At 65.1% G+C, this 23612-nt stretch carries 18 protein-coding genes; 13 read left to right on the top strand and 5 right to left on the bottom strand.

Annotated features, from left to right (window positions below; genetic code table 11):
* Positions 1 to 253 precede the first annotated feature (253 nt).
* The 6 genes from VFW04_05430 (at position 254) to VFW04_05405 (ending at position 7891) form a co-directional block, all read left to right on the top strand.
* Positions 254 to 2173 carry an Ig-like domain-containing protein gene (locus tag VFW04_05430; protein HEX5178747.1) on the top strand — a complete coding sequence of 640 codons (1920 nt, stop codon included), beginning with the start codon at positions 254 to 256 and terminating at the stop codon, positions 2171 to 2173.
* Between the two features lie 230 nt (positions 2174 to 2403).
* A complete protein-coding gene (locus VFW04_05425; GenBank protein HEX5178746.1) occupies positions 2404 to 3816 on the top strand; it encodes an O-antigen ligase family protein in 1413 nt (470 codons plus the stop codon).
* Positions 3817 to 3895: 79 nt separating this feature from the next.
* Complete coding sequence (locus tag VFW04_05420; protein HEX5178745.1) at positions 3896 to 4795, top strand: polysaccharide deacetylase family protein; 900 nt, start codon at positions 3896 to 3898, stop codon at positions 4793 to 4795.
* The gene (locus VFW04_05415; GenBank protein ID HEX5178744.1) at positions 4792 to 5988 is read left to right on the top strand and encodes an ATP-grasp domain-containing protein; all 1197 of its coding nucleotides are present in this window, start codon (positions 4792 to 4794) and stop codon (positions 5986 to 5988) included. Before VFW04_05420 ends, VFW04_05415 begins: the two co-directional genes overlap by 4 nt.
* On the top strand, positions 5967 to 7124 hold the full coding sequence (locus tag VFW04_05410) for a glycosyltransferase (protein HEX5178743.1): 1158 nt from the start codon (positions 5967 to 5969) through the stop codon (positions 7122 to 7124). The genes VFW04_05415 and VFW04_05410 overlap by 22 nt, the downstream gene beginning before the upstream one ends.
* Positions 7124 to 7891, top strand: a complete 768-nt coding sequence (locus VFW04_05405; GenBank protein ID HEX5178742.1) for a PHP domain-containing protein — start codon at positions 7124 to 7126, stop codon at positions 7889 to 7891. Before VFW04_05410 ends, VFW04_05405 begins: the two co-directional genes overlap by 1 nt.
* Here VFW04_05405 and VFW04_05400 read toward each other — a convergent pair.
* Positions 7843 to 9294, bottom strand: a complete 1452-nt coding sequence (locus VFW04_05400; GenBank protein ID HEX5178741.1) for a hypothetical protein — start codon at positions 9292 to 9294, stop codon at positions 7843 to 7845. The genes VFW04_05405 and VFW04_05400 overlap by 49 nt on opposite strands.
* On the bottom strand, positions 9291 to 10298 hold the full coding sequence (locus VFW04_05395; protein ID HEX5178740.1) for a glycosyltransferase: 1008 nt from the start codon (positions 10296 to 10298) through the stop codon (positions 9291 to 9293). Before VFW04_05395 ends, VFW04_05400 begins: the two co-directional genes overlap by 4 nt.
* Before the next feature lie 301 nt (positions 10299 to 10599).
* On the opposite strand from VFW04_05395, the gene VFW04_05390 reads away from it, so the two are divergent.
* Positions 10600 to 11895 (top strand): glycosyltransferase, encoded by a 1296-nt coding sequence (locus tag VFW04_05390; GenBank protein HEX5178739.1) that lies wholly within the window; start codon positions 10600 to 10602, stop codon positions 11893 to 11895.
* On the top strand, positions 11892 to 13082 hold the full coding sequence (locus tag VFW04_05385; protein ID HEX5178738.1) for a glycosyltransferase: 1191 nt from the start codon (positions 11892 to 11894) through the stop codon (positions 13080 to 13082). The genes VFW04_05390 and VFW04_05385 overlap by 4 nt, the downstream gene beginning before the upstream one ends.
* Positions 13083 to 13128: 46 nt before the next feature.
* On the opposite strand, the gene VFW04_05380 is transcribed toward VFW04_05385, so the two are convergent.
* Together VFW04_05380 and VFW04_05375 are read right to left on the bottom strand one after the other, a co-directional pair.
* Complete coding sequence (locus tag VFW04_05380; protein ID HEX5178737.1) at positions 13129 to 13857, bottom strand: sugar transferase; 729 nt, start codon at positions 13855 to 13857, stop codon at positions 13129 to 13131.
* Positions 13858 to 13988: 131 nt separating this feature from the next.
* Positions 13989 to 14846 carry an SLBB domain-containing protein gene (locus tag VFW04_05375; GenBank protein HEX5178736.1) on the bottom strand — a complete coding sequence of 286 codons (858 nt, stop codon included), beginning with the start codon at positions 14844 to 14846 and terminating at the stop codon, positions 13989 to 13991.
* A gap of 491 nt (positions 14847 to 15337) precedes the next feature.
* Here VFW04_05375 and VFW04_05370 point away from each other — a divergent pair, with 491 nt between their 5' ends.
* The 5 genes from VFW04_05370 (at position 15338) to cysD (ending at position 20672) form a co-directional block, all read left to right on the top strand.
* Positions 15338 to 16294 carry a response regulator gene (locus tag VFW04_05370; GenBank protein HEX5178735.1) on the top strand — a complete coding sequence of 319 codons (957 nt, stop codon included), beginning with the start codon at positions 15338 to 15340 and terminating at the stop codon, positions 16292 to 16294.
* A 151-nt stretch (positions 16295 to 16445) separates the two neighbouring features.
* Positions 16446 to 18251 carry a GTP-binding protein gene (locus tag VFW04_05365; protein HEX5178734.1) on the top strand — a complete coding sequence of 602 codons (1806 nt, stop codon included), beginning with the start codon at positions 16446 to 16448 and terminating at the stop codon, positions 18249 to 18251.
* Positions 18245 to 19012, top strand: a complete 768-nt coding sequence (gene cysQ, locus VFW04_05360) for a 3'(2'),5'-bisphosphate nucleotidase CysQ (GenBank protein HEX5178733.1) — start codon at positions 18245 to 18247, stop codon at positions 19010 to 19012. Before VFW04_05365 ends, cysQ begins: the two co-directional genes overlap by 7 nt.
* 35 nt (positions 19013 to 19047) lie before the next feature.
* Entirely contained in the window at positions 19048 to 19767 is a 720-nt protein-coding gene (gene cysC / locus VFW04_05355) for an adenylyl-sulfate kinase (GenBank protein ID HEX5178732.1), read from the top strand.
* Between the two features lie 23 nt (positions 19768 to 19790).
* Positions 19791 to 20672, top strand: a complete 882-nt coding sequence (gene cysD, locus VFW04_05350; protein HEX5178731.1) for a sulfate adenylyltransferase subunit CysD — start codon at positions 19791 to 19793, stop codon at positions 20670 to 20672.
* Positions 20673 to 20762: 90 nt separating this feature from the next.
* Here the strand turns inward: cysD and VFW04_05345 are convergent, their stop codons facing one another.
* A complete protein-coding gene (locus VFW04_05345) occupies positions 20763 to 23267 on the bottom strand; it encodes a polysaccharide biosynthesis tyrosine autokinase (GenBank protein HEX5178730.1) in 2505 nt (834 codons plus the stop codon).
* Positions 23268 to 23612 lie beyond the last annotated feature (345 nt).

The raw sequence follows: 23612 nt of genomic DNA, 5'->3' as shown, positions 1-23612 counted from the left end.
ATCGCGATGCGCCCGCAGGAGATCGAACTGGCCGCTCGATCAGTCGCGCGGCGTCATTGATGCGCTACGTTGCATCGGTCAGACGATTGGACCGAGTGCTGCGTTAGGAATCTCACAACATGCGAGCGATCGTCGCACGCGCCGCGTGCGGCGGAAACGACGCCTTCAAGTGACTCGTCCGAAGTGAGCAATTCACACATTCGGAGGAGCAGTGGTGTCATCGCATCGTCGGTGCATCCGCGCGTGCGCGCCGATGGCCGTCGCCCTCGCGCTCGCGTCGTGCGTCGACAATTCGGCACTCGTCGACGTTCCGCAGACACCGGGACCGTCACCCGTCAAATGGGTGCTCATCACGCCCGGCGCTGCGCAGATCGCTCCCGGCAAGGACGTGGCGTTGCAAGTCGAGCTGCAGGACGGCGCCGGTCGAGACCTCTCGGGACAACCCGTGAAATGGTCCTCGTCCGACACGACGATCGCCGTCGTAGACACCACCGGCAACGTCACGGCGCGCAAGGTTGGGACGGCGCACATCATTGCGGCCTCGGGCCAAACGAGCGCCTATTCGGTCGTCTCGGTATCGTCTGCGCCGCCGCCGCCGCTCTTCATCACGCTGAATCCATCCACGGTGAGCGTCCCGGTGGAGGGAGCCGCGCAGATCTTTGCCACGGTAAAGGATGCGTCGGGCAACGTCGTCACCACGGCGCAGGTCACGTGGACGTCGAACAATCCGTCGATCGCGAGCGTCTCGACCTCGGGAGAAGTGACGGGCGGCAACCCCGGATCCGCGGTCATCACAGCCACCGCCGGCAGTGGTCACTCGACGTCGACCGTGACGGTGACGCCTAACTCGACGGCACCGCCGTCGTCACCCCCGCCGCCCCCGCCGCCCCCGGTGACGCCGCCGCCGTCGCTGGCCTCGTTGTACGACGACTACAGTGCCGTCTCGCCGCACTGGCGTCACATCACGACCATGATGACGGACTTTTACTATGGCTGGACACCCTCCGAGCACTTGTGGGCGGGCGCCCACTACGATCTCGCCATGTCTGGCGACGGCACCGCGTGGCATGCGGCGAACCCCACTGTGCGTCAGCTGCCGTACGCGCTCGAGTGGGCCACCGAGATCGACGGTAGCGCATCCGGCACGGCGACGCAGTTCTACCTCGACATGAAGCAGTGGTACGCGTCGCACCCGCAGTACAACATCGAAGCAGGCTTTCTGCATGTGCCTAACGCACCGGCGGACTCGGCGCACCGCCTGGTCATCTTCAGATGGGGAACCCACAAGTGGCCCATCAACCCGGCCGATCCCGGCATGCGCGCCTATCAGATCGATCGGCTTACCCGCCTCGCGAACGGCCACGACGGCGTCTTCCTCGATGTCGAGTCGTCAGGCGATTTCATGCCGCAGATCGCGAACTCGCAAGAGTACGCCGTGAGCGCAAGCTATCAAACCGCGCACACCTCGCTGCTTGCGGCGATCAAGCAGGCCTTCGGCTCGAAGATGTTGATGCTCAATACGTCGCAGTACACCACCCCGCTCGACCTCGCCGACGCCGAGGCAGCCGGCGCAGTGCACCTGGAAAAGATGAACATGCCGCTTTCCTCGAACATGTACGCGCGCTGGCAGTGGTGTGAGACTCTGCTGTCTCACGGCGTCTTCGTGGACTTCGTGAGCACCTTGTCGAGCGGCGAAGAAGCGAGCTACTCGAGCACCGTTCCGCCCGGGAACTCCCTCACCACCACGCAGCGACTCAAGCTGTGGGAGCTCGCGAGCTATTACATGGTCGTTCCGACAACGCCGAACCTGATGGCTATACAGCTCGAGAACATGTGGAACCTGCCGTACTCACAGATCTGGACGCGCGCGCAAGAAGCCGACATCGGTCATCCGACCGGATCGCGCACCATCGTGACGCGCGGGACGGACCCGGTCGGGCAGGGCTACACGCTCTACAGCCGCGACTTCGACCGCGCCTTGATCCTGGTCCGGCACCAATCCGGGTATGGCACGCAGGTGTACACCGATGCCAGTGCAGTCACGTTTCCGCTTCCTGCCGGCGAGACTTGGCTGCCGCTGCACGCCGATGGCACCGTCGGCTCCGCGGTGACGAGCATCAAGCTTCGCAACTCCGAGGCGGCGATTCTGATCAAGAAGAGCAGGGTCGAATAGCCGGGCTCTCTTCAAAACCGCACAAAGAAAAGTCGCCGCGTTCACCTCTGAATGCGGCGACTTTTCGTTGAGGGCGCGGCGGCGAGACCTACGTGGGGGCTCGAAAGTGTGGTCCCGAGACTACAATCAGCCTGTTTGCCAGTGTCAACGCCACGGTTAGAATGGCACTGTATTAGCACTGCCTTCGATGGTCTCCAGGCCCTCGTTCGATCCAGGTAGCCTCTCCGTCAATGGCGCATCCGCAAACCGTTCCTCCATACCCTCCGCCGATTCCGCCGGTTGCATACGCTCCGGCTGCGGTGCCATGGCAGGAGCCGCCGCCGGATCGGCTGCTCAAGGCGATCGGGTGGATGCTGTTTGCATACATCTGGCGCCTCCAGGACGTCCTGCCGGTCCTCGGAAAGATCCAACTTCCGCTGCTGGCCGCGGGTCTGGCGCTGGTGTTTTTCGTCACGTCGCGCCACCGGCTGCGGAGCGTCAAGCTCATTCGCTCGCGGCTCTTGTGGCTCACGGTGATCCTGTACGCGATCATGCTCATCGGAGTGCCGAGCAGCTTGTGGCCGGCGCGAAGTTTGAGCTTTGCCCTGAAGAGCCAGTCCGAGAACGTGGTGCTCATGTGCCTCGTCGCGGCCAGCGTCCGGAGCATGCGCGACATCGAATGGTTGGCCAAGATCAACCTGTACGGCGCACTGTTCTTTGCGACCATCGTCAACCTGTTCTTCAGTGTTGGGCAGGACGGCCGGTTAGGCAATTTGGTGTACTACGACGCCAACGACTTCGCGCTCGTGATGGTGGTGACGATTCCATTCGCGCTCTACTTGATGCGCGCCGGAAATGCGCGGCGATTGCGGTTGCTGGGACTCATCACGCTCGGCTTCATTCTCCTCGCTATCGTGAAGAGCGGGTCGCGCGGCGGATTCATCGCGTTCGTGGCGACGATGACGTACATCTTGCTGCGGTACAAGGCGATTCCGCGGAAGGTGCGCATGTCGATCGCCGTGGCCGGCGTCGGGCTCATCGCCGTGCTCGGGTCCGACAAGTACTGGACGCAGATCAGCACGATTGCCAACCCCGAGGGCGACTACAACTGGACCGACCCGGTGGGACGCAAGGCGGTGTGGGAGCGGGGACTCGGCTACGTCGAGCACCATCCGGTGTTCGGCGTCGGCCTCAGAGCATTCCCGATCGCCGAAGGCGAATCGGATCTAGCCCGCTCGCTGTCCGCGGAAGGACACGGGTTCAAGTGGTCGGTCGCCCACAATTCGTTTCTCGAGACGGCCGCGGAGCTGGGCATCCCTGGCTTGATCGTGTTCGTGTCGTTCTTCGTCGTCTCGTTCCGGATGCTGGCGGACGTGCGTCCGGGGCGACGATACGGTCCATGGGTGACGACGCGCGAGCTGGCGGTCTCGCAGATGCTCATTGGATCGTTCATCGGCTTCATCATCGCCAGCACCTTTGTGTCGGCCGAATATTTCACGTACCTGTACTTTCTGTTCGGGTTGGTCATCGGCCTCGACAAGCTCCTGCGGACGCGCCGGGACGCCATGTGGGCCGCGCTGTCGATGGCGCGCCCCGTCCGGTTAGGCGCTCAGCCCGCCGCTCCAACTGCGCCTCCGGCACCGTTCCCCCTGCCGGCGCCCTGATCATCTCGGCGTGCTCCCCGTTGTTGCACGACGCTCGCCGGCGATCGGCGCGCGCGCTTGACCGGACGCGAGCCGCCGCGTGCGCCGCGGGCTGAAGCAGTTGGTCGAACACGGGCTCGTGTGGAGTGGCGCGCCGCGCATCGCGCTGGCCTCGCACCGCGCGGACACACTCATCCTTGCCTATCACGCGATCGTGCCCGAGGGCGAACGAGCGGCGGGGGATGCGTCGCTGCACCTGGCGCAGTCGGACTTCGCGGCGCAGCTCGACGTGCTCGCCCAGCGCCACGACGTGGTGCCCCTCGCCGATGCGCTCGCCGAACCGGCGCCTCGTTCGCGGCGGCCGCGCGCGGCCATCACGTTCGACGACGCGTACGCGGGCGCGGTCCGGGCCGGCGTGGCCGAGCTCGAGCGCCGCGGCATGCCGGCCACGATTTTCGTGCCGCCCGGTTTGTTAGGCGGCCGCCCGTTCTGGTGGGACGTCCTCGGCGCCGGCGGTGTTCTCGACCCGGGTCTGCGCCGCCGCGCGCTCACCGAGTGGCGCGGCCAGGGCGACGTGATTTTGCACGCGTTAGGCAGGCGCGGCGATGGGTCGGCCGGCCCGGCGTACGCGCGCAGCGCCACGGAACGCGAGCTCGAGCGCGCGGCCGCCGTGCCTGGCATCACGCTCGGCTCCCACACGTGGAGCCACCCGAACCTCGCCGCGCTCGATCCGGCGGCCCGCGACGCCGAGTTGCGCGACTCGCTCGCCTGGTTGCGCGCGCGGTACGAAGGCGTGCTCCCGGTGCTCACGTATCCGTACGGACTGCAGACGGAAGCGGTACAGCGTGCCGCGGAAGCCGCGGGCTACGAGGCGGCCTTATGCATCGCCGGCGGCTGGGTGGCTGACCGCCGCCGGCCATTCGCGATGCCGCGCATGGATGTGCCCGCGGGCGTGTCGCGCGCCGGGTTCCGGCTGCGCGTGAGCGGAGTCGTGTCGTGACGGCGCGGCCGGCCGTGCTGGTGACGGACGGTGATCAGCGCGCGGCCCTCGCCGTCGTCAGATCGTTAGGCGCTGCCGGCTATCCGGTGTACGTCTGTGCCGCGCGGCCGCGCTCGCTCGCCGGCGCGTCGCGCTACGCGCGAGCCGAGGCGCTCGTGACGGATCCGCTCGAGGATGCGCAGCGGTTCGCCGGCGACATTCGCGCGCTCGTGGCGCGGTGGAACATCGGCGCATTGATCCCGATCGGCGACGCCGCGCTCCTGGCGTCGCTGCCGGATCGGGGCCGCCTGCCTAACGTGCTGCTCCCGTTCGCCGATGAGCGCGTGGTGCGCCGGATCGCGGACAAGGCCGCCGTCCTCGAGGCTGCGGCCAGCGTCGGCATCGCGATTCCGCAGCAGCAACCGGCCGCGGACCGGGATGCGCTCCTCGCGATGGCATCAGGCCTCGAGTACCCGGTCGTGCTCAAACCGTCGCGGTCGGTTGCCGAACACGGCGGGCGCCGGATCAAGTTGCTCGTTCGTCACGCGGCGTCGCCGGCGGACGTGGCAGCCGCCGCGGCGGACCTGGATCCGGCCGCCTATCCGGTGCTCGTCCAGCGGCGCGTTGTCGGGCCGGGCATCGGAATTTTTCTGCTCGTCTGGAACGGCGAAACGCTCGCCGTGTTCGCGCACCGCCGCATTCGCGAGAAACCGCCGGCGGGCGGCGTGAGCGTGTATCGAGAGAGCGTAGCGGCCGACCCCGCGCTCGCGCAGCGGTCGCGCGCGCTGCTCGACGCGTTCGGATGGTGGGGCGTCGCGATGGTCGAGTACAAGATCGACGAGCGCACCGGCACGCCGTACCTCATGGAAATCAACGGCCGGTTCTGGGGATCATTGCAGCTCGCCATCGATGCCGGAGTCGATTTCCCGGCGCTGCTGATGGACGCAGCGTTAGGCAAGCGCCCGGCCCCGGTCACCGGGTACAGGACAGGCGTGGCCAGTCGTTGGTTCTGGGGCGACGTCGACCACCTCGTGGCGCGGCTGCGCCGCTCGCGCTCCGCGCTTTCGCTGCCCCCCAACGCGCCCGGCCGGTGGGCAGCCGTTCGCGCCTTTCTCACCATGAAACGCGGAACGGATCGGGAGGAAATTCTCCGCCGCGACGATCCGCGCCCCTTCTTCCGCGAGACCGCGCAATGGTTCAGCAGCCTGCGATGACCGAGCCGCTGCGGATCGCGCTCATGCTCGAGACCGACGGGCCCGGGGGCGCCGAGACGGTCGCGCTGCAGTTGGGCGAAGAACTCCGCCGCCGCGGCCACGACGTGATGCCGGTGGGTCCCGCGCCCAGCGGTGGGTGGTTAGGCGCGCAGTTCGCCGCCCGCGGCTTCTCGCCTCGCACGTACGTGCTGCGCCGCCCGTTCGACTGGGGCTGCGTGACGTCGCTCACCGCGCTCATGCGGGTTCATCACACGCAGGTCGTGCACAGCCACGAGTTCACGATGGCGGTGTACGGCGCCGTGGCCGCGCGCCGGGCTGGAGCGCGCCAGGTCATCACCATGCACGGAGGCCGCTACTACGCCGGCGCATGGCGTCGACGCGCCGCGCTGCGATGGGCCATGGCCCACAGCGCGGCCACGACCGCGGTCTCCGGTGCGACCGCCACCGACCTCCGCCACACGCTCGGCGTGCCGTCCGATGCGGTGCGCGTCGTGCCTAACGGAATCGAGATGCAGCGGGGCGAGCGGACCGCGCTGCGGCGGGAGCTGCAGGTGGGGGATGACGAGCTGCTCATCGTCGCCATCGGTAACCTGTACCCGGTGAAAGCCCACGCCGTGCTCGTGCGCGCGCTGGCCGAGCTCGAGGAACAAGGAGGCGCTCCGGCCTGGCGCCTCGCGATTGCCGGCCGAGGCGAGGAAGAAGAGCACCTTCGCAGCCTGGCGGCCGACGCCGGAATCGCCTCGCGCGTCCACTTGCTGGGCTTCCGTTCCGATACGCCCGACATCCTGGCCGCCGCAGACCTGTTCGTGATGCCGTCCCTGTCCGAGGGACTTCCACTCGCGTTAGTCGAAGCGATGGCGACCGGGCTGCCGATCATCGCCAGCGAAGTCGGCGGCATTCCCGAGGTCGTCGCTCGCGACCGCGAGGCGATGCTGGTCCCCGCCGCCTCGCCGCCCGCGCTCGCCGCCGCGATCCGATCCTTGCTCGCCGACCCTGCCCGGCGCCTCGCGCTCGGCGCCGCTGCCCAACGTCGCGCCTATCGCGACTTCAGCGTCGCGACCATGTGCGACGCCTACGAAGCGCTCTACCGCGGGACGGCGCCCGCGTCGCCCGAGCGCGCGGGGGAGCAACGCTGATGCCGTCTGCGCTCGGGATCGTGCACGTGCACAGCAACTACTCGCATGACGGCCGCGATTCGCTCGACGCGCTGGCCCGATTTGCCATCGAGCGCGGCGTCGCATTCGTCGGCCTCACCGACCACGCCGAAGACTTCTCGGAAGCGCGGTGGCACGAGTACGTGGCGGAGTGCGCACGCGCATCCAGCGACGCAGTGAGGCTCATCCCCGGTCTCGAGTTCCGCTTTGCCGGCTTTCCCGGACTGCACCTCCTCGCCTTCGGGCTCACGCAGTGGATCGAGCCGAGCACGCCCGACGAATTCATCAGACTCGCTTCGCCGGTGTCGCGCGCCACGGCATTGGCGCATCCGATCCTCACGAGCTATGAGATCCCCGCCAGTGTGCGAGACGGCATCGATGCGATCGAGGTCTGGAACGCCACGTACAACACGCGATACCTGCCGGACCCGCGAGCGTTCCGCTTGCTGCACCGGATACAGCGTGCGCGTCCGACTGTCGTTGGCTTCGCCGGCCTCGACCAGCACGACGCACGCAACGATCGCGAGACGCGTGTGCTGGTGCGCGAGACGCAGGCGCACGATCCGTTAGGCGCAATCAGGGCCGGCGAATTCGAGAACCGCGGCCGCACGATGCGCTTCGATGCCGGGAGGGGCATCGGCGGCGCACCGCTCGCGCTGCTCTATGTCGTGCGCTCGTGCTACGATCGCGTCGAGCGCGTTCAGGACGTGATGGTGAGAGTGCTCCGCTCGCGCCGCGGCGCATCCTGAGCCGAAACGCGCTCGATCGCATCCAAGAGAATCTCAGCCTGCTTCGCACGGCTGAACCGATCGTCGCGTGCGATCCGCACCGGTGAGACGCCCTGACGGTGCATCTCGTAGCGCCTGCGGATCGCCGCCGCAATGGCGGCCACGTCGCTCGGGCCGACCAGATCCGCATCGGTGCCTTGAAGGAGGTGCGCCGTGGCGCTGGCCGGTTCGGTGAGTATCAAGAGCCACGCGTCGAACCGCATGTACTCGAAGGTCTTCGCCGGAATGAATTCCCGGCCGAATCCGACGAACACGACCAGCATCGTGGCGCGCGCCAGAAACTCGAGTGCATCCTCGTGCGGCCGGCGCGGACCAACGGAGACGTAGTCGCCGATGCCGGCCTCGTGCGCGAAGGCATCGATCGACAGCTGGCCCGGCCCGCCGAAGTCGCCGATGAAGTCGATGCCGAAATCCGACGGCGTCAGCGACAACTCGCGAATCACATGCGATGACGCACGCATGAGATTGCGCACGTCCTGCTCGAGATACACAGTGCCCGCAAATCCGATCGTGAACCGGCCGCCGCGCCGCGACGGCGGTACAGGATACGAGTCCGTCCCGTTCAAGACGGTGATCATGCGGTTGCGCGCCTCTGGATAGGCCGACGCCAGACCGTCGCGTGCGTGGTCCGTGTTCGCCACGACGACAGCCGCCTCGGCAAGCACCCGGCGTTCGTGGCGGCGTGCCTCTCGATACCACCACGGACTTGCGTGCGTCTCGTGCAGCATCGGGAGCAGACTCCACGGATCGCGCATGTCCACGATGTGCGGCAGACCGGCCGCCGCGGCGACCTGGCGCGCGGCTTCGTGCGCCAGGTGCGGCGGACCCGAGCTCACCACGGCGTGATGGACTTGCGGCCTAACGATGCGCCGCCCTGTCTCCGCGGCGTGACGCGCCCAGGCGGCGTCTCGCGCCACCACGACGTACGCGCTCACGAAGCGCGTGATCTCCCGGATCGTGGTCGGCGGCCAGTGCATTTCATCCCGGGCGATCGACGCGCGACCCGGCACCGTGCCGTTCGTGCCGGCGGTCGGCGCGCCGTGCGGCGCGCGCCGCGGAACCACGAGCCGGTACGCGCGCGCGGCCCAGTGCTCGAGTCGCTCCACGAGGAGACCCGGCTGTGGCACGTCGAAGACCCGAATGCCGTCGGGCAGCGCGTCCATCCGGCGGCGGTCGACCGCCTCGGGCTCGCGGCACATGACCACATCCAATCCCCAGCCGCGCTCGGCGATGAATTGCGCGAACTGCTCCCAGCGCCTGGCGCCGACGGCGACGTTAGGCGGAAAGTGATGGCTGATCAGAATGAGACGATGCTGGTCCTGCTCCGGCCGTCCGGCCTTCTCGAAAAACGGTGACAGGGTCATCGAGCGCGCGCCTCGACTTCCGCAATGCGCTCGCGAAGGACGGTCGCGATCCGATCGGCAATGGCCGACCAGTCGCGGCGCCGCGCCTCCGCCTGGCGCGCGCGCTGCCGGGCCGGGTCCATTGCCGAAGTCCCGAGTTGGCACTCGATCGCCTGCTCCCATTCATCCGCGCCGCGCGCAATCGTCACGAGATGCTCCGCGCTCTGCAGCGCCGGGAGGGGAACGCTCACCACGGGACGGCCCGTCGCCAGGTATTCGTTGAGCTTGAGCGGATAGATGTACTTCGTGTAGTCGTTCACGCGATACGGCATGAGACACACATCGAAGTGCTGCGGATAGTGGCACAACTCCGACGTCGGCTTCTCGCCCAGAAAGTGTACGTTAGGCAACGCATCGAGGCGCCCCAGCACCGCGTCGATCTCGGGATGTGCGTGCCGGCGGCCCACGAGCACGAACGACCAGTCCGGACGCCGCTGTGACAACTGGAGGAGCAGGTCCCAATCGATCTGCTTCTTGATGTAGCCCGTGTAGCCGATCCGCGGATGCGGGATCGAACGCACGTCTGCGGGCTCGGGCACCGGCGTGGCAAACGCCTCGTAATCGACGCCGTTGGACATCAGCATGCTGTGCGGGTTCAGCACCCCTTTTCGCGCCTGCATCATGGGCGACACCGTGAATACCTGATCCACACGTCTGATCAAGCGTTCTTCATCGGCGTCGATCGGCACCTCGTGTTCGGAGTGCGAATACTCGTCGTAAATGTGGTAGACGCTCAGATCGCTGCGCACGGCGGAAACTGCGCCCGCGTAATACATGTGCCAGACGTACAACACAATGTGGGTGCAGCCGCGCCGTTGGAGGCTCGCTCTGGCGCGCGCAAGGCGCGCCCGGAACAACGCATTGCTCAGCCATTGTGGCCGGTACACGACCGGCGTCAGTGCCGAGCTGTCGTGCACCACGAAATTCTTTGGCAACCCATCGATGGTCCGTTCACGCGACCACACGCGACCGGTCCGTAACGCGGCGCGCCAGTCCGGTGCCGGGTTGACCCAAACCACCGGGAATTGTCGAGCCAATCTCGTGAGCAGCTGGTGGCGAGAATTCCAGCGCGCACCCCAGCGGTCCACGGACAGCGAGAGAATGCCGATGCGGGGCTCGTCCCGACGAGCGGCCGGAGAATCCGATCGAGTATCCGTCACCGAACGCAAAGCAGTCAGCGAGTCAGACATCATGCGGGTGGCACACCTCGGCGTTCCGAGTCGCGGCGAGTGACGGAGTCCGAAATATTGCTCGGTCGCGCCGCTCATGCAGCAGCAGGAGCACCAAGGTCACCGTGAGCGAATGCGGGCGCGGCCATTGCTCCGAGGCAAGCGTGGCGTGATTCTTTGTACCTGGCGTACATGCTCGATGCGTGCCGTGTCCCTGGAGTGCTCGCGAGCGGTTGGCTTCCCTGAAAACTTGAGCCTTGGACCACTGGCGCCGGTGAGTTCGCTCCGAATTCTGCATATCACAGCGCCTTCGCGTGCAGGCGGTCTGGAGAGTGTCGTCCGGTTGCTGGCAACCGGCCAACAGTCACTCGGGAATCGTGTTACGGTGGTTACTGTGGTTGAGCCGGACGCGACAGAGCATCCGTTTGTGACGGCGTTGGCCGCGGACCGGATCGAGAACGCCGTCGTGAGGGTGGGCGCCAAGAGTTACGTCAAGGAGTGGCGCTCGCTTCGCGAACTGATGCGCAATACGCAACCGGATGTGGTGCACACTCATGGTTATCGAAGCGATGTCATCGGTGGGCTCGCGGCCGCCGTCACAGGCATACCGAGAGTAACCACTGTACACGGTTTCACAGGTGGCGATGCGAAGAATCGCGCCAACGAATGGCTCCAGATCCGCGCCTACCACGGCTTCAGTGCCGTCGTTGCCGTGTCGAAGCCAATCGTTCAAAGGCTCAAAAGATCAGGGCTTCGAGGTAGCCTCATCCGCACGATCCCCAATGCCATCGACCAGCAGCTCCCCATCCTGGCTCGCGACGCTGCGCGCGCCAGGCTCGGCGCCTCGAACGATGAGTTCGTCATCGGCTGGGTCGGCAGAATGAGCAACGAGAAGGGCTTGGACGTTCTGGTCGAATCGCTCAAGAACATAGAGCAACCGTTTAAAGCAATCTTCATTGGTGACGGACCGGACCGCGAACCACTAGCCAAGGAGATCGCCAGATTGGGGCTCGAGTCCGCCGTCAGTTGGACCGGCGTCGTGCCCGACGCAGCGGCGCTTTTCCCTGCCTTCGACGTCCTCGCCTTAAGCTCACGCACGGAGGGTATCCCGATCGTGCTGCTCGAAGCCATGCGCGCCAACGTCCCTATCGTGGCCACCAAGGTCGGAGGCATACCCGAAATGCTGGATGACACCGAAGCGCTTTTGGTGCCCAGCGAGGCCGCGCTGGAGCTTGCCGCCGCTATCTCTGCTGTTCGACGCGACCCGGCATCGGCGCTCGCACGAGCAGCTGCAGCACGCGCTCGGCTCGACCGCGACTTTACGGTAGAACCGTGGGTCGCGCGCTACGACGCCGTGTACCGCTCGATTCTGCCCGCGGCCCGCACCAGATGATCGTCCTCGGCCTGGTTCTGCTCGCCGTACCGTTTGTGTGCTTCGGCTACGCCTATGTCGCGTACCCCGCAGTGCTCTGGCTGGCGTCGCGATCTCGTCGCGACGTCCCGTCGCCGGCCGATCCCGCGGAATGGCCGCTCATCACGATTACCGTCCCGGCATACAATGAAGAGCGCCGCATTGGGTGGACGATCGAAGGCCTCCTCGGAATCGACTATCCGCCTGATCGCCGGCAGATACTGATTGCATCCGATGGATCGACGGACGGCACCGACGCGATCGTGCGCGAATACGCATCGCGCGGGGTCGAGTTGGTCCACGTGGCGCCGCGCGGCGGGAAGACTAACGCAGAGAATCACGCGGCGACTGCGATTCGCGGCGAGATCGTCGTCAACACCGATGCGTCGATTCGGATCCATTCACACAGCGTGAAGGAGCTCGTGCGTGCGTTCCAGGACCCGAGCGTCGGCGTCGCCTCCGGGCGCGACGTGAGCGTGGGCGATGTGGAGCAGGAGGCTAACCGTGGCGAATCCGGCTACGTGGGCTACGAAATGTGGGTGCGGGCGCTCGAAACCAAGTTGGGATCGATCGTCGGTGCCAGCGGCTGCTGCTACGCGGCGCGGGTCGATGTGCAGCGCACCGAGCTGCCGGGCGACCTTGCGCGGGACTTCGCCAGTGCGCTCATCGCCCATCAAAAAGGGCTGCGCGCAGTATCGGTGGCGAGTGCCACCTGCGTCGTGCCGCGCACGACCTCGCTGCGCGCCGAGCTCCGTCGCAAGGTGCGTACAATGGCACAAGGACTCGAGACACTCTGGCACTACCGCGAGCTCATGGCGCCCTGGCGCGCCGGATTCTCGTTTGCCTCCATGCTCGTGAGCCACAAGCTGAGCCGGTGGTTGTTTTACCTGACGCTTCCGTTGGCCGCGGTTGGTGTGGTGCTCTTGTGTGTGGCGGATCCGCGCGCACTGGTGCTGGCGGCGCTCGCCATCCTCGTGTTAGGCGCTGGATACGCAGCCCTGGCGTGGCCCGAAGGCAAACGCGTTCCGCTTCCGATTGCGCTGTGTGGGTTCGTCGTGGTGTCGAATGTTGCCGGGGTGCTTGCCTGGCTGACGTTCCTGCGCCGGCAGCGTATGCCCACATGGGAGCCCACGCGCAGACCCGACCTCGGCGGTGGGGTCGCGAAGTAGCGTCCTGATGGTTGTGCGGAGCGCCGGTTAGGCGACGGCCGGAATGCTACCAGCCGCCCTTGCGGAACAACATCACCGGCACTGTCCGCACCATGATCTTGAGATCTTCGGCCAAGGATTGGCGCTGCAGATACTCGAGGTCATAGCGGACCTTGGTGCGCACGTCATCCACGGAACAGTCGTACGTGTGGTTGATTTGCGCCCACCCAGTGATGCCCGGACGGGTCAGTTGACGGAGCGGATACTCGGTGATGTCCTGCCGGAGCCGCGCGAAGATGCTCGGGCGCTCCGGACGCGGGCCGACGATGTTCATGTCGCCCTTGATGACGTTCACGAGCTGTGGCAGCTCGTCTAACCGGACGCGACGCAGAAACTGCCCAACCGGAGTGACACGCGGATCGTCGGGTGTCGCCCAGACGGCGCCCGAGCTCTGCTCGGCGTTCAAATACATCGAGCGGAACTTGTAGATCGTGAAGATGCGGCCGCCCGCATCCTGTTTCCGCCGCTCGTACAGCGCATCGACTCGCGCGCGCCGGCGATCGAGCCCAACGCGTGTTTGCGAATACAGGACCGGTCCACGCGACGTCAGCTTCACCGCAACGGCCACCAACAACATGACCGGCATGAGAACGACGAGCGCGATCGCCGCGAGCAAGACGTTCACCGTGCGATTCAATACCTCGGACCTGGTGCGCGGCTGGATCTCGCGGCGTGCCTGCTGGCGCTCCACTGCTCGTTCACGAACGAGCTCGATCGGACGTGCAACGTCCGCCATTGGAATGGCCGACGGCGTGTTCCGTCGCGTCCGCTCCGCCGAACCGTGATGCGTACGGCGTCGATCGTTCACCCGCACGATCAAAGCATCGCTAGTCCAGGAGTCCGGAATGTCTTCCCAAAGCATGCGTGTTAATGCCGAGAGATCGAGATAACGGCGACAGTGACAGCAGCCAGTGCGGCGGTAACCTGCAAGATTCTCACCCAGTCATGTTTGCCTGCTACGGGAACCGAAATCTGGTCTCCCGCGCGCATGTCGAGTTGGTCTAATGTCGCGCCCGATGCAAAAGCTTGTTGCACCTGTTTTTCGCTCAACCGGTCCTTGTTGTCACGCTTGACCTTCGTACCGTTCAAGTCCGACGTCTGGGTTGGGCCACCGGCGAGCATGATCACATCAGTCAGCGTCAGGTCGGCCGGCACCCAGAAAAATCCAGGATGCCCAACGTTGCCAACGACAGCGATCTGTACCAACGGCGTCACTTCTACCGTGGGATTCTTCAGGTACTGCGCAAGCTGCTTCGTCAAATAGCCCTGCAACTCCGAGTGCAAGACGCCCGTTAGCGGAATGGGCGGAAGGTTCTTCAGTTGAAGCATTCGTCCGGCGCGGACACTCGCGGTGTCACTCAGGGTGGAGTCGCCGCGAACGACAATCGCAACGCGGTCGCCCACCTGAAAGTCGCCGTCTTTCAGTCTCTGCCGAATCAGAGCCGCTTGTGCCTGCTTTCCTTGTTGCGCGAGCGTCCCTGCTTCTGACTCTAACTGTGCGCGTGTCAGCGCGGTGTGCGCCGTGTCACTGAGGATCTGTGCCCTGCGGGCCGAGTCGGCGCGCGTGGAATCCCCCTGGACCGGCATCGCGTGCGTCGTGTCGTGCGGGACTGGTTGTTGAGCCGGAAGTCCGCTTCCAATGGCCGCGAACACGCAGGTCGTGACAATGAAGCGGCCGAGTCGGTGCGTGTTGTCCCGTAGCTTCCTGCTCAAGAGCGCTGACATAGTCCTCCGGCGACGTTGCACCACCTGTGCTAGCCGTCCGTTTGGGTTTTGAAATGCTGCGAATCTCTCGGCGCCACTTTCATTTCATGAATTGCGCCGTACGATCGCGAGAGTCTGGTGAGAGGCGTTCATGTAGCAGCCACACAACATAACATGATCGTGATTCCAACATCGATCCGCCCGTTCGGCTGAATAACGAGCTCGCCGTTTCGCATCGTGGACCACATCTCTGCTGGCGCTTTCCGGTGCTCTGGCGCTCTGGCACGTCTAATTGCCCGTATCGCCACTACATCGGTCCTGTGGCACCAGCGCGGCAAATTTCGCCGCTAAGCCCTCTCTCATGCTTCAGTAACGGTTTGGTATACAAGTAGTTAGCACGTGTGTTTCGGCTCCGCATGAGTTCTGCATGGACCGGGCACGACCCATCGAGCACACCTCTGGTGCCGCTTCAAACGACACGCCGGGCAAGACGACGCCCGTATCCGGTGAGTATGTCCGAAAACGAGAAGCCGTCGCGTCCGCCGCTCGTGCTCCTCGCGAACGACCAAGAATGGTCGGCGCGTTCGCTGGAGAGCATCCTGGGGCCCAACGGCTACGCGGTGCTCCGCGCGTACACCGGCAAACAAGTGCTCGATCTCGCGCGCAGCGCGCAGCCCGATCTCGTGATCATGGACATTCGGCTGCCCGATATGGATGGCGGGGATGTATGCAAGCAGCTGCTCGATGACGTTCGTTTCAACGCATCGACGCCAATCATCATCACGACGTCGGGGCCGGCCGAGCGAAGTCAACGTCTTGCGGCCTTGCAATCCGGGGCATGGGAGTTCGTTAGCCAGCCGCTCGACGGCGAAGTGTTGTTACTCAAGCTCGATGCGTTCATGCGAAGCAAACGCGAAGCAGATCGTCTTCGCGCGGAAAGTCTGCTGGATCCGACGACCGGATTGTACAACATGCGCGGCCTGGTGCGACGTGCACGAGAGATTTCTGCCGAGGCCCAACGTCTCAAAGCGCCTATCGCCTGCGTTGCATTTGCGCCGGTTGCGCAAGCTCCGGATCTCGAGGAGCGGCCGCTGAACGGCGACACGGAGCACGTAATCGACTACCTGGCGTCGCTGGTGCGACGCTGCGGGCGCGTCTCCGACGCCATTGGCCGCCTTGGCCCAACGGACTTCGCCATCATCGCTCCCGCGACCGCGAGCGATGGGGCGGTGCGCATGATGCAGCGCATTCAGGAAACAGTGGATGCGGAGCCGCGGTCCATCGGTGATGCGGCGCACAAACTCCGCATCAGGGCTGGCTATTGCGCGGTCCCGGATTTTTCGGAAAGCACCGTCGATGCAGTTGAGATGCTATTGCGCGCGACCACAGCCCTCAGGTATCTGCGCACCGAGGAATCCGGCGTCCCGATCCGCTCGTTCGAGGACGTGCCCCTCCGCTCGGCGCTCTAGCTCCGCTCTCGCGCCCGTCCGGAACTGCCTGCACGAACATTGCTATTATTCGGGCTGCGCGCCATCACGCAGTCATGGCGCGCATCCGGTGCGTGCGTCACCTATCGCGCGCCGATTCCGCTTCCATCTCTGAGCTGCCAAACCGCCTCGCATGACGAACACCGCCACCGAGGAGCGCATGAGTATCGTGATCGTCGGTCACGTCGATCACGGCAAGAGCACCATCATCGGGAGACTTCTCGCGGATAGTCACTCGCTTCCCGATGGAAAGTTGGAGCAAGTAAAGGAGCTCTGTGCGCGAACGGCGAAGCCGTTCGAATATGCGTTCCTGCTCGACGCCTTACGCGATGAACGCGCACAAGGCATCACGATCGATTCGGCGCGCGTCTTTTTCCGCACGCCGCGGCGCGAATACATCGTGATCGACGCGCCGGGCCACATTGAGTTTCTCAAGAACATGATTACGGGCGCGTCGCGCGCAGAAGCCGCGCTGCTCGTGATCGACGCGCAGGAAGGCGTGCAAGAGAACTCGCGGCGGCACGGCTACATGCTGGCGATGCTTGGCATCAAGCAGTGCGTGGTCCTGATCAACAAGATGGACCTGGTGGGATACGCACAAGCCGAGTACGACAAGTTGATGGCATCGCTCGGCGATTTTCTCGCGCAGGTCAACATCACGCCGGCGTGCTTCATTCCGGTGAGCGGGCGCGATGGCGACAATCTCGCCGACGCGTCGATGCACATGCCTTGGTACAAAGGCCCAACGGTGCTCCAGGCGTTGGACATGTTCGAGCCCGAGGCGCAGCCGGTCGGACTCCCATTTCGACTGCGCGTGCAAGACGTATACAAATTCACGGGCCAGGGCGACGACCGGCGCATCATCGCCGGCACGATCGACTCCGGACAGGTCGCAGTCGGCGATCGACTGGTGTTCCTGCCATCCGGAAAGCGGAGCAGAGTGAAAACCATTGAAGCGTTCAACCGGCCGCCGCAAGAGCAGGCATCGGCTGGTTGGGCAACGGGCGTGACGCTGACCGAACAGATCTACGTGTCGCGCGGCGAGCTGGGCGTGCGGGAATCGGATCCGTTACCGCACGTGACGACGCGGTTGCGGGTCAGCCTGTTCTGGCTCGGCCAGCGTCCGCTGGAGATGCGCAAGGAATACGCGCTCAAAATGGGCTCGGCGCGGGTGCCAATGCGCGTCGAAGCGGTGGATCGCGTGATCGACGCATCCACTCTGGCGGCTCGGCCTAACGCAACACGGGTGGAGCGGCACGACGTCGCGGATTGTGTGCTCAAAATCGGTAAGGCGGTGGCGTTCGATCTGGCGAGCGACCTGCCGGGGACGAGCCGCTTCGTGATCGTCGACGAGTACGACATCCGCGGCGGCGGCATCGTTCGCGAAGCGCTGCCCGACCAGCAGGGATGGGTGCGCGAGAAGGTGCTGGTACGCAACTCGAAGTGGGAGCGCGGATCGATTCCCGCCGAACGGCGCGCCGAGCGGTACAACCAGCGCGCGATGCTGCTGCTCATCACGGGCGACAAAGAGACCGAGCGCAAGGTGCTGGCCAAGGACCTAGAAGGACGGCTCTTCGCTCAGGGAAAGGTCGTCTACTTCCTCGGCATCGGCAGCGTGTTATACGGTGTGGACGCCGATCTCGGACGACAACGCGAGAACCGCTTGGAGCACATGCGACGGCTCGCGGAGGTCGCCAACATCATGCTCGACGCGGGCATGATCCTCATCGTGACGGCCGCCGAGCTGACGAGCGAGGATCTCGACGTCATTCGCGCCGCCGTGGAGCCGGAGCGGATCGAGACGATCTGGGTGGGCGACCGCATGACAACGGACCTTGAGTGCAACCTCTACGTCAGCGATGCGGAGGGCAGATCGGAGTCCCTCGATCGTATCGAGACCCGGCTCAAGGACCTGGGCGTCGTTTTTCGACCATGGTGAACGCCGAACGACTCAGCGAGGACCTCCGCCTGCTGGCGCGCGAGGCGGGCGAGGCGATTCTCCGGTTCTACGGTTCGAGCGACACGCGGCAAGCGGTGGCGTGGAAGGAGAACGCGACGCCGCTGACGATGGCGGACCGCGAGGCGCACGCGGTGATCGCCGCCGGATTGCAGCGCCTAACGCCCGACATCCCCGTGTTGTCGGAGGAAGGCGACATCCCCGAGTACGAGGCGCGCTGTCACTGGACGCGCTTCTGGCTCGTCGATCCGTTGGACGGCACAAAAGAGTTCACGAAGGGCATCGGCGAGTTCACGGTCAACATCGCGCTGATCGAGGATGGAGCGCCGACCATGGGCGTGGTGTTCGCTCCGGTGCTCGACCTCATGTACTGGGCGCGCTCCGGCGCGGGAACCTGGCGCGAAAGCGCCGGTGCCGGGCCCGAACGCGTCTACAGCGCCGAGCGTCCGGCGACGGCCGGCCGCATCGTCGTGCAGAGCCGTTCGCATCCCTCGGCCGAGCTGGAGGCGTACCTGGCGACGATTCGCGTCGAGCAGCGCATTTCGTTAGGCAGCTCCCTCAAGTTCTGCTGGGTCGCCGATGGCCGTGCCGATATGTACCCGCGCTTCGGCCCAACGATGGAGTGGGACGTGGCGGCCGGAGATTGCGTCTATCGGGAGTCGGCGCGCAATGGCCGCCGCCAGACACCGTTCACGTACAACAAACGGGATTTACGCAATGGCTCATTCGTTCTCGGCGCCTGAGGGCGCCGATGTGATCGGCACGACCCGGCTCGACCATGCATCGTGATACCAACCTCAGGTCGTTCGCAAAGGCCTTCTCGTGGCGCCTGTTCGGCACGCTGACCACCGCGATCATCGTATATGTTTTCACGAAGCGGGTGGAAGTCGCGCTGTTTGTCGGTGTGGTGGAGTTGGTGGGCAAGATTCTATTGTTCTGGCTGCACGAGCGCCTGTGGGAGCGCATCCCGTTAGGCAAACACGAGCCGACACCGACGGTCATCTGGTTCACGGGCCTGTCGGGATCGGGCAAGACGACGGTCGCACAATGGCTGCACAGCGAGCTGCGGCGCCGCGGCATCCGCGCCGAATATCTCGACGGCGACACGATTCGCCATCTTTTCCCGACGACGGGCTTCACGCGCACGGACCGCGACCAGCACATCCGACGCGTGGGATACCTGGCAAGCAAGCTCGAGGAGAACGGCGTCTTCGTCGTGGCGTCGTTCATCTCGCCGTACGAGGAATCACGCGCGTTCGTTCGCGGGCTCTGCCGCAATTTCGTCGAGGTGTATGTGTCGACGCCGCTCGAAGAATGCGAGCGACGGGACGTCAAAGGCTTGTACGCGAAGGCACGGCGCGGTGAGATCCTCAACTTCACCGGCATCGACGACCCGTACGAGGCGCCGGTCAACCCCGATGTCGTTCTCGACACTCGCGGCGTGACCGTCGAGGAATCGGGTCAGAAAGTCATGAACAGGATTCGCGCAAACCTGTAACGCTGCGAATCCGGGAGTGAACGATGGATCATCTGGAACAACTCGAAAACAGAAGCATCCATATTCTGCGCGAAGCGTACGCCAACTTCCGGCAGCTGTGCATGCTGTGGTCGATCGGCAAGGACAGCACGGTGATGCTGTGGCTGGCGCGAAAGGCCTTCTTCGGGCACGTGCCGTTCCCGCTCGTGCACATCGACACGTCGTTCAAGATCCCGGAAATGATCGCGTACCGGGACCGGCTGGCGGCGGAGTGGCACTTGAACCTGATGTACGGGCAGAACGAGGTCGCGCTCGCCGAGCATCGAACGTACCCGGACGGCGCGGTGGACCGGCTCACCTGCTGCGGGCTGCTCAAGACCGAAGCGCTGCGCCGCACGCTGAGCGGTGAAGGTCCGCGCTATCGCTTCAACCATACGACACACACGTACGAGCGTGATCGGAACACGGAGCCGTTTACCGGCGTCATCGTAGGCGCGCGCGCGGACGAGGAAGGAAGCCGTTCCAAGGAGCGATACTTCTCTCCTCGAACGACGCAGAGCGAGTGGGAGGTGCAGGATCAACCGCCGGAGTTCTGGAATCAGTACAAGACCGAGTTTGCGCCGGGCACGCACGTGCGCATCCATCCCCTGCTCGACTGGACCGAATTGAACATCTGGGAGTACATCGGCCGAGAGCAGATTCCGACGGTGTCGTTGTACTACGATCACGGCGACGGAACGCGCTACCGCTCGTTAGGCTGCGGTCCCTGCACGCAAAAGGTGCAGTCCGATGCGCGCGATGTGGGCGAGATCATCGTCGAGCTGCGCACCGGGAAATTCTCGCACATTGCCGAACGCGCGGGACGGGCCCAGGACAAAGAGGACGGCGGCGGCCTGGAGTCGTTGCGCCGCGACGGATACATGTAGGCAGTGCGCGGGTCCTGGAACGCAAAAGAGGCCGGCCGCGGAAACGTTCACCGCGGCCGGCCTCCTTCGTTGTGCGTGCGGGGCGTCCGATCAGCTCTTGCCCGAGAACTCCCCGGCCTGCGGCGCCAGCTGCGGTAGCTCGTCGTCCTCGCTGGTGGTGTATCCGTAGAGGTACGTGTAGTAGCGGTAGACGCCTTGTGCGCGGATGTCGTTGAGCACGGCGCCTAACAGACGAATCGGGAGACGCTTGAGGAGCTTGAGCTTCGCGTCGGCCATCTTCCGGTCCGTCGTGCCGGTGCGGAGCACCAGCAGCAGGTTGCCTGTCGCCGCGCCAAGCACGAACGGGTCGACACCGGCGCCCAACGGCGGGCTGTCGATCAGAATCACGTCGTAGCGCGCGCGCAGCTCGCCCATCAACTGCAGCATGGCTTGTGAGTGCAGCAACTCCGGGCCACGGTGGCGGCGGGTGCCGCACGGAATCAGCGCCAGCTTTTCGTGCGTCGTGGTGCGAAGAATCGTCTCGAGCGCGGCATCGCCGCCCAGGTAGTCCAGCAAGCCCGGGCGCCGGTTGGCGCCGAACATCGCATGCAGCTGACCACGCCGCGTGTCGCCGTCGACGAGGACCGTCCGGTAGCCTGCTTCCGCGAACGACAGCGCGAGATTGGACGACACGAGCGACTTCCCATCGCCGGGCCCCGGGCTGGACACCGCGAACGCGATCGAGCCCGCTCCGGCGTACGAGTTCGTTAGGCTCATACGAATCGTCCGGAAGGCTTCGATCACCTGCGCGGCCTCCTCAGGGTTCGGCTCACCGCTCCGCGCGCGCTTGATGCTGGGAACGGCGCCCAGGATCGTGAGGCCGAGATCGCTGGTCACCTGCTCCGGATACCGGAAGCGCGGATCGGTGTGGTCGAGCAGGAGCGCGAGGCCGAGCGCGCCGCCCAAACTGGCGACGATCGCAAAGGCGATGATGCTCGGCGTCGTGTTCTTGGTGGGCAGCAGCGGTGCGACCGCCGTATCGAGAATGCTGATATCCGGAATCGCACTGGCTTCCGCCAGCCGCATTTCCTCGTAGCGCGCCTGCAGCATCTGGAACAGCTGCGTCTTGGTGTTCACGTCGCGTTCCAACCGCATTTGCTCGATCGTGCGCGGCGGGATGGCCTTGAGCTCCTTGCCCGCGGAAGCGATTTGACCCTGGAGGTCCTGTTCGCGCGATTGAATCTGCGCGATGAGTCCTTTCAGAATGCCGGGAATGGTTTGCGTGCGCATGGCCTGCACGCTCGTCCGCAGCGCCACGACCGTGGGATGCTGCTCCGTATAGACCTCACGCGCCGTGCGGAGCTCCGCCTCGCGCTTGCCGAGATCGGTGAGCGCGCTCTGCAGGGCAGGCGATGTATGCGCCGTGAGAATCGGCACGAACGCGTCGGCGTTGATCGCATCTGGATGCTGCACGAGCTGCTGCAACGCGGCTTGATCGTGCTGGAGCTGCTCGAGCTGTGCTTTGTCGGTGAAGTAGTTGCCGACGACCGGGTTCTCGCCGGCGACGTTGCCGCCGAGTGGGTCGTTAGGCATGCCGGCCTGACCCGCGCCGCCTGGCTGGTTGCCGCCGACGGCGGCCATGGTGAGCGGGTCGGTGCCCGGCGCGCCCGGCGCGTTGTCCTGCGGCAGTGTGATCGCATTCTGGCGGAAGGTCTGGTACGCCGATTCCGCCGAGCGCAGATTCCCGCGCGCCGTATCGAGCTGTTCGCCCAACATGGTGGCGCTCTGCTCGAGGTTGCGGCGCTTCAATTCACCGGCCGTGGCCACGAACTCGGACATCACGGCGTTGAGGATCGCCGCAGTGCGACGCGGACTCCGGCCGGTCATCGTCACCTTCAAGAATGCGCTGCGCTCGGGCAGCGTGACGTCCATGCGGCCTAACAGACCCATGGCGACGTCGCGCGGATCGGCGACCGTGAACTGGATGGCGCGTCCATGACCGAGGGCCTCGGGCCGCGGCTTCCAGAGGAAGCCGACCGACCGCCCAACGGAGTCTCCAACCGCGCCCGACTCGACGATCGCGCCTTGTTCGGTGACCAGCGAATATTTCTGACCGGCGGGATCGACGCGAAGCGCATACGAGCCGCCCCGGAATCCTGGTCCCGGCTCGAAGCCGGCGAACACCGCGGAATCGGCGAGATCTTTCGGCCACAGGTACAACGACATCTTCTTCACGACGCGGTCCATGATGGTCGAGCTCTTGAGGAGATCGGCCCACGCACCGGCGGCAAGAAGCTCGTCGCCCTGGACAGGTCCCGGCGCTTCATTCCGCTGCGCGGCGCCGTTGTCGTTGATCCAGAGTTGGCCCTGAGTCGCGTACTCAGGCGGCAGGAACTTGGTCACGATGACGCCGGCTGCTCCGCCGACAATGACCAAGATCAAGATGAGCCATTTGTAACGTCTGAGAGCCGAGAAGTAGCGCCCCCAGTTCATTCCGGGCTCGTCGCCGTTTCCGCCTCCCCATTGCGGCCAAGCACCCTGCGGTGCGAATGCCGGGAAATTCGGATCCGGCCCGCGCTCGACGGGGAGGTTCGAAGGAATGTAGTTGCCGGTCATTCGATACCAGCTCTCCAAAGTTGGACCACGCTCAACGCGCCCAGTTGGAATTACTTGGTGAAATTGGGCACGACGCGTAGAGCGGATGCAAATCCAGGCCCACGCGGCGCGGGTGGGCCGCAACCGTGTGACGGCTTCGGAACCTGGTCAACTATGTGACAATTCGCTCGTGGGAATGAGTGCGGCTCGTCACAAGGATGCGCCTGTGCTCGCCGGTTGGTGAAGTTGGATCTCTGCAGTTGGTCAATCGCGCGGCGTTACGGGAGTGGCTCGCTTCGCGTTCTATGGCAGAACAGCCGGCGCTTAAGCCGTCACTGCGGCAAATATCGGTCGCTGCCGTCATAT

This window comes from Gemmatimonadaceae bacterium, from assembly GCA_036273715.1.
GTDB lineage: Bacteria > Gemmatimonadota > Gemmatimonadetes > Gemmatimonadales > Gemmatimonadaceae > JADGGM01.
The sequence above is the reverse complement of the archived record's forward strand: the minus strand, read 5'-3'. Positions and strand labels throughout refer to the sequence as shown.